Here is a 6,632-nt window from a genome sequence, read left to right as displayed (position 1 = left end):
GCGTAAACCTCAATCTCTCGAACCGCCCGGTGCGGACCCGCATGCCGGGTGGTGTGGCAGGGGTGCGATCACATCGATCGCCCCCTATGCCGATTAAGTGTCGGCAGGCCAATTTGGACTGTAACCAGAAGATCGTGGAGCAGGATTGACCTCCCGGCAAATGGCCTCATAAGCTGAATGCAAATTTCATATTTTGGAATTGTTCAAAACTACCAAACCGCCTATATACGTCTGAACAGGCACGAGTCAGGAGATCGGCATGCGGTTGACGAAGCAGACCAACTATGCGGTTCGCATGTTGATGTATTGTGCTGCCAACGAAGGGCAGCTGAGCCGGATTCCGGAAATTGCCAAGGCCTACGGGGTTTCCGAACTCTTTCTTTTCAAGATCCTCCAGCCGCTGAACAAGGCCGGCCTGGTGGAGACGGTGCGCGGCCGCAACGGCGGTGTGCGCCTGGGCAAGCCGGCGGCCGAAATCACGCTCTTCGACGTTGTCCGGGTCACGGAAGACAGTTTCGCCATGGCCGAATGCTTCGAAGATGACGGCATGGTCGAATGCCCGCTGGTCGACAGCTGTGGCTTGAACTCGGCGCTCCGCAAGGCGCTGAACGCCTTCTTCGGCGTGCTCTCGGAATATTCGATCGACGACCTCGTCAAGGCCCGTCCCCAGATCAATTTCCTCCTCGGAATTACCGGCGAGCACCACTACCGCAAGCCGGCGGCCGTTGCCCCCGCCGCCTGATTTCAAGAAACAGGACAGACTTATGAAACCGCGGTTGCCTCGGCGATCGCGGTTTTTGTTTGCGCTGTCCGGTTGCACTTAGGGTGCTGAAATGTCCAACATGCGCTGCTGAGAGGGCGCAATTATCCAAATTACGACGAAATCCCGGACATTTTTGTCCGAAAATTTCCGAATGAGGCTGATTTTTGACTAAAAATTTCTAAAATTGTCCAGCTGGAAAAATTTTCTCCGTAGGCCGTTGCTTTCAGTAGATAAATGTCGTTCCATCGACCGTCGATCGGGATGCCTATGTGCGGTCTCCAGACATCAAAAAAGAACAACCGGGAAACAATATTATGAAAAAGATCTCTGTCATGCTGGCAGCGACGGCCCTGATTTCGGTCATGGCGACGTCGGCCTGGTCCAAGACCCTTGTTTATTGCTCCGAGGGTTCGCCGGAAGGCTTCGACCCGAGCCTCTATACGGCAGGCACGACCTTCGACGCGTCCTCGCGCACCGTCTACAGCCGCCTCGTCGAATTCAAGCATGGCGGTACCGAGATCGAACCCGGTTTGGCCGACAGCTGGAGCGTTTCGGACGACGGCAAGGAATACACCTTCAAGCTTCATCCCGGCGTCAAGTTCCAGACCACTGACTTCTTCACGCCGTCGCGCGATTTCAACGCCGACGACGTCATCTTCTCCTTCGAGCGCCAGCTCAAGGCTGACAATCCGTGGAACAAGTATGTCGAGGGCGGCTCCTACGAATATGCAGCCGGCATGGGCTTCCCCGACCTGATCAAGTCGGTCGAGAAGGTCGATGACCTCACGGTCAAGTTCACGCTCAACCACCCGGAAGCGCCATTCCTGGCCGACCTCGCCATGGACTTCGCCTCGATCATTTCCAAGGAATATGCCGACAAGCTCGCCGCCGACGGCAAGATGGCGCAGATGAACCAGCAGCCGCTCGGTACCGGCCCGTTCACCTTTGTCGCCTACCAGCCGGATGCCGTCATCCGCTACAAGGCGAACGAAACCTATTTCAAGGGCAAGGAAAAGATCGACGATCTGGTTTTCGCCATCACCTCTGACGCCGCCGTCCGCGCGCAGAAGCTGAAGGCCGGCGAATGCCACCTCATCCCTTATCCGAATGCGGCTGACGTCGCCGAACTCAAGAAGGACGGAAATCTGGTCGTTCAGGAGCAGGCCGGCCTGAACGTCTCGTACCTCGCTTACAACACCTTGATCGCTCCCTTCGACAAGGCCGAAGTCCGCAAGGCGCTGAACATGGCGATCAACAAGCAGGCGATCGTCGATGCCGTCTTCCAGGGTGCCGCGGCCGTTGCCAAGAACCCGATCCCGCCGACCATGTGGTCGTATAACGACGCCGTCGTAGACGACAAGTACGATCCCGAAGCGTCGAAGAAGATGCTGGCGGATGCAGGCGTCAAGGGTCTGAAGATGAAGATCTGGGCGATGCCGGTTTCGCGTCCGTACATGCTGAACGCGCGTCGCGCCGCAGAACTGATGCAGGCCGACCTGGCCAAGGTCGGTGTCGAGGCGGAAATCGTCACCCATGAATGGGCCGAATATCTGAAGCTCTCGTCCGACAAGAAGCGCGACGGCGCCGTCATCCTCGGCTGGACCGGCGACAACGGCGACCCTGACAACTTCATGGATACGTTGCTTGGCTGCGACGCTGTCGGCGGCAACAACCGCGCTCAGTGGTGCAATAAGGAATTCGACGATCTGATGACGAAGGCCAAGGAAACGGCCGACGTTGCCGAACGCACGAAGGCCTATGAGCAGGCTCAGCTGATCTTCAAGAAAGAAGCGCCCTGGAATACGCTCGACCACTCGCTAGTCTTCGTTCCGATGAGCAAGAAGGTCTCGGGCTTCTTCATGGATCCGCTCGGAATTCACCGTTTCGACGGTGTGGACATTTCCGAATAATAAAAAATCTGTAAACTGCCCGGTTAACGCCGGGTGCGGCCGGCGGTCAGGCTCCCCTGACCGCCGGAAACTATTGGAAAACCTGCTATGTTGCGTTTTTTCATCGGCCGTCTCGCCGTGCTGATCCCGACGTTCCTCGGCGTTTCACTGATAGCCTTCTCGTTCATCCGCTTGATTCCCGGCGACCCGGTCATGCTTCTGTCGGGCGAGCGTGTCATGGCACCGGAACGTCACGCCCAGATCATGCACGATCTCGGCTTCGACCGGCCCGTCTATGTGCAATATTTCGACTATCTCGTAAAAGTCCTGCACGGCGATCTCGGCACCTCGATCGTCACCAAGCGGCCGGTCCTCGGCGAATTCCTGACATTGTTTCCGGCAACGCTGGAGCTTTCGTTCTGCGCCATCATCCTTGCCGTCTGTCTTGGCGTGCCCGCCGGCGTCTTTGCGGCCGTCAAGCGAGGCACGTGGTTCGATCAGAGCGTGATGGGTGTCGCCCTCGTCGGTTATTCCATGCCGATTTTCTGGTGGGGTCTGCTGCTCATCATCTTCTTCTCCGGCTATCTCGGCTGGACGCCGGTTTCCGGCCGCATCTCGCTGATGTATTTCTTCAAGCCGGTGACCGGCTTCATGCTGATCGACAGCTTGCTGTCAGGTCAGAAAGGGGCCTTTGCCTCGGCCGTCAGCTATCTCATTCTGCCGACCATCGTCTTGGCGACCATCCCGCTCGCCGTCATCGCCCGCCAGACGCGTTCGGCCATGCTCGAGGTTCTCGGCGAGGACTATGTCCGCACCGCCCGCTCCAAGGGTTTGAAGCCGCTGCGCGTCGTCGGCGTGCATGCGCTACGCAATGCGATGATCCCCGTGATTACCACGATCGGCTTGCAGATCGGCGTTCTCCTTGCCGGCGCCATCCTCACCGAGACGATCTTCTCCTGGCCGGGCATCGGCAAATGGATGGTCGATTCGGTGTTCAAGCGCGATTACGCGGTGGTGCAGGGCGGTCTTCTCCTGATCGCCGGCGTCATCATGCTGGTCAATCTGATTGTTGACGTCCTCTACGGCTTCATCAATCCGCGCATTCGTCATTAGGAGCGGCCCATGAGCACGGTCACCGTCAAAACCGGCCAGCCTTCCGCTCTTGCGGAATTCTGGCACTATTTCTCCCGTAACAAGGGCGCCGTCATCGGCCTCGTTGTATTTGTCGTCATTCTCGTCGTTGCGATCTTCGCACCGGTCTTTGCGCCGCATACGCCGAACGAGCAGAACCGCGCTGTGCTACTCGCGGTTCCGGCCTGGATGGAAGGTGGCAGCGCTTCCTTCCCGCTCGGAACGGATGCGGTCGGCCGCGATATCCTCTCGCGGCTGATCTATGGCGCGCGCTTCTCGCTCTTCATCGGCGTCGTGGTCGTCACGCTGTCGGTCATATGTGGCGTCCTGATCGGCCTCGTCGCCGGCTATTTCCGCGGCCGGATCGATACCGCCATCATGCGCCTGATGGACATCATCCTGGCCTTCCCGTCGCTGCTGCTCGCCCTCGTGCTGGTGGCGGTCCTGGGTCCCGGCCTTACCAATGCGATGATCGCGATTTCGCTGGTTAACCAGCCGCATTTCGTGCGGCTGACCCGCGCCTCGGTCATTTCAGAACGTGAGAAGGAATATGTGATCGCCTCACGTGTCGCCGGCGCGGGAACGCTGCGCTTGATGTTCAAGACGATCCTGCCGAACTGTCTGGGGCCGCTGATCGTTCAGGCGACGCTTGCCTTCTCGGCGGCGATCCTTGATGCCGCCGCCCTCGGCTTTCTCGGTATGGGCGCCCAGCCGCCGACACCCGAATGGGGCACCATGCTTGCCGAGTCACGCGAGTTCATCTCGCGCGCCTGGTGGGTCGTGACATTTCCGGGTCTTGCCATCCTCATCACCGTTCTTGCCATCAACCTGATGGGCGATGGCCTGCGCGATGCGCTTGACCCCAAGCTGAAGAGGTCGTGATGCCGCTCCTCGAAATCGAAAATCTGACTGTCGAGTTCCAGACGTCATCCGGTCTTTTCCGCGCCGTCGACGGCGTGTCGCTGACTTGCGACAAGGGCGAGATCCTGTCGGTCGTCGGTGAATCCGGGTCGGGCAAATCCGTTGCCATGCTGGCCCTGATGGGCCTTCTGCCCTGGACCGCCAGGATCACCGCCGACCGCATGCAGTTCGACGGCCAGGATCTGCGCGGCATCTCCGCCCGCCGGCGCCGCCGGATCGTCGGCAAGGAGATGGCGATGATTTTCCAGGAGCCGATGTCGAGCCTGAACCCGTGCTTCACGGTCGGCTTCCAGCTCGGCGAGACCCTGCGCGTCCATATGGGCCTCAACCGGAAAGAGCGCCGCGAACGTTCGATCGAACTCTTGAGCCTCGTCGGCATTCCGGCGCCGGAAGACCGCCTGTCGAACTTCCCGCACCAGATGTCGGGCGGCATGAGCCAGCGCGTCATGATCGCCATGGCGCTCGCCTGCAATCCGAAGCTCCTGATCGCAGACGAGCCGACGACCGCGCTCGACGTGACGATTCAGGCGCAGATCCTCGATCTGCTCGTGCGCTTGCAGAAGGAGCAGGGCATGGCGCTGGTGCTGATCACTCATGACATGGGTGTCGTCGCCGAAACCGCCGAGCGCGTGCAGGTGCAATATGCCGGCCAGAAGGTCGAGGAGCAGCCGGTGAGGGCACTGTTCCGTGACCCGCATCATCCCTATACGGCAGCCCTGCTCGCCGCCTTGCCGGAGCGCGCTCAGGTCGGCCATCGTCTGCCTTCAATCGCCGGCGTCGTTCCCGGCCAGCACGGCCGCCCGACGGGCTGTCTTTTCGCCCCGCGCTGCGGCTATGCAACGGTCGAATGCGAGCGCGGTGTGGTGCGCCAGGGACCGGAACTCGGGCTGGCGTTGTGCAACTATCCTTTGAAGGACGGCAAGCCGCTCGGGCATCCCGGCGTCATGGCCAATGAAACTGCAGGAGACCTGGTATGACAGGCGCTGTTCTCGAGGGCAGGGATCTCGCCCGTTTCTACACCGTCAACCGTGGTCTCTTCAAAGCCGACGCCACGGTCAGGGCGCTGAACGGCGTCAGCTTCAGCCTCCATTCCGGCAAGACGCTCGCCGTCGTCGGCGAATCCGGCTGCGGCAAGTCGACGCTCGCCCGTCTGGTCACGATGATCGAGGATCCGACGGCCGGCGAATTGCTGATCGACGGCAAGCCGGCGCGGGTCGGCGACCGCAGCCTGCGCAGCCAGGTGCAGATCGTTTTCCAGAATCCCTATGGCTCGCTCAACCCGCGCCAGAAGGTCGGTGCAATTCTGGACGAGCCGCTGAAGATCAATACCGATCTTGATGCCAGCGCCCGCCGCCGCAAGGTGGAGGAGATGATGGCCCGCGTCGGCCTGCGTCCGGAACATCACGGCCGTTACCCCCATATGTTCTCCGGCGGCCAGCGCCAGCGCATCGCCATCGCCCGCGCTCTGATGCTGCGGCCGAAGGTGCTGGTGCTCGACGAGCCGGTTTCGGCGCTGGATCTGTCGATCCAGGCGCAGGTGCTGAACCTGTTGATGGACCTGCAGAAGGAAATGGGCCTTGCCTATCTCTTCATCTCGCACGGCCTTTCCGTCGTCCATCATATCGCCGACGAGGTGATGGTGATGTATCTCGGCCGCCCGGTCGAAACCGGTCCCGCCGCCGAGGTCTTCGCCCGGCCGCGCCATCCCTATACGGCAGCCTTGCTGTCGGCCACGCCCATTGCCGATCCCGAGCGCGAGAAGAACCGCATTCGCCTGCAGGGCGAATTGCCGTCACCGCTGAAGCCACCGTCGGGCTGCCACTTCAATCCGCGCTGCTGGAAGGCGCAGGACTATTGCCGCCAGGTTTCTCCCGAATTAAGCGGAGAAGGCACGCAACAATATGCCTGTCACTTCCCGCTCGATTGAG

General features: G+C 60.5%; 6 protein-coding genes. All 6 read left to right on the top strand.

Annotated features, from left to right (window positions below; translation table 11 throughout):
- Positions 1–259 precede the first annotated feature (259 nt).
- Positions 260–742: an iron-responsive transcriptional regulator RirA gene (rirA, locus tag GGD53_RS10720; RefSeq protein ID WP_064800737.1), complete on the top strand. Its 483-nt coding sequence runs from the start codon at positions 260–262 to the stop codon at positions 740–742.
- A 335-nt stretch (positions 743–1,077) separates the two neighbouring features.
- A complete protein-coding gene (locus tag GGD53_RS10715; protein ID WP_184455673.1) occupies positions 1,078–2,673 on the top strand; it encodes an ABC transporter substrate-binding protein in 1,596 nt (531 codons plus the stop codon).
- Positions 2,674–2,760: 87 nt separating this feature from the next.
- Positions 2,761–3,765 (top strand): ABC transporter permease subunit, encoded by a 1,005-nt coding sequence (locus GGD53_RS10710; protein WP_184455671.1) that lies wholly within the window; start codon positions 2,761–2,763, stop codon positions 3,763–3,765.
- 9 nt (positions 3,766–3,774) lie between these two features.
- The gene (locus GGD53_RS10705; RefSeq protein ID WP_184455669.1) at positions 3,775–4,665 is read left to right on the top strand and encodes an ABC transporter permease subunit; all 891 of its coding nucleotides are present in this window, start codon (positions 3,775–3,777) and stop codon (positions 4,663–4,665) included.
- Positions 4,665–5,681, top strand: a complete 1,017-nt coding sequence (locus GGD53_RS10700; RefSeq protein ID WP_184455667.1) for an ABC transporter ATP-binding protein — start codon at positions 4,665–4,667, stop codon at positions 5,679–5,681. Before GGD53_RS10705 ends, GGD53_RS10700 begins: the two co-directional genes overlap by 1 nt.
- Positions 5,678–6,631: a peptide ABC transporter ATP-binding protein gene (locus GGD53_RS10695; RefSeq protein ID WP_184455665.1), complete on the top strand. Its 954-nt coding sequence runs from the start codon at positions 5,678–5,680 to the stop codon at positions 6,629–6,631. Before GGD53_RS10700 ends, GGD53_RS10695 begins: the two co-directional genes overlap by 4 nt.
- Position 6,632 lies beyond the last annotated feature (1 nt).

This window comes from Rhizobium aethiopicum, assembly GCF_014197535.1.
In the GTDB taxonomy this organism is placed as follows: domain Bacteria; phylum Pseudomonadota; class Alphaproteobacteria; order Rhizobiales; family Rhizobiaceae; genus Rhizobium; species Rhizobium aethiopicum_A.
Note: the sequence above shows the minus strand (reverse complement) of the source record. Positions and strands in the feature narration are given on the sequence as shown.

Excerpts from the sequence above, each read along its gene's own strand:
- rirA (WP_064800737.1), top strand. The coding sequence starts at position 260 with ATGCGGTTGACGAAGCAGACCAACTATGCGGTTCGCATGTTGATGTAT.
- GGD53_RS10715 (WP_184455673.1), top strand. The coding sequence starts at position 1,078 with ATGAAAAAGATCTCTGTCATGCTGGCAGCGACGGCCCTGATTTCGGTC.
- GGD53_RS10710 (WP_184455671.1), top strand. The coding sequence starts at position 2,761 with ATGTTGCGTTTTTTCATCGGCCGTCTCGCCGTGCTGATCCCGACGTTC.
- GGD53_RS10705 (WP_184455669.1), top strand. The coding sequence starts at position 3,775 with ATGAGCACGGTCACCGTCAAAACCGGCCAGCCTTCCGCTCTTGCGGAA.
- GGD53_RS10700 (WP_184455667.1), top strand. The coding sequence starts at position 4,665 with ATGCCGCTCCTCGAAATCGAAAATCTGACTGTCGAGTTCCAGACGTCA.
- GGD53_RS10695 (WP_184455665.1), top strand. The coding sequence starts at position 5,678 with ATGACAGGCGCTGTTCTCGAGGGCAGGGATCTCGCCCGTTTCTACACC.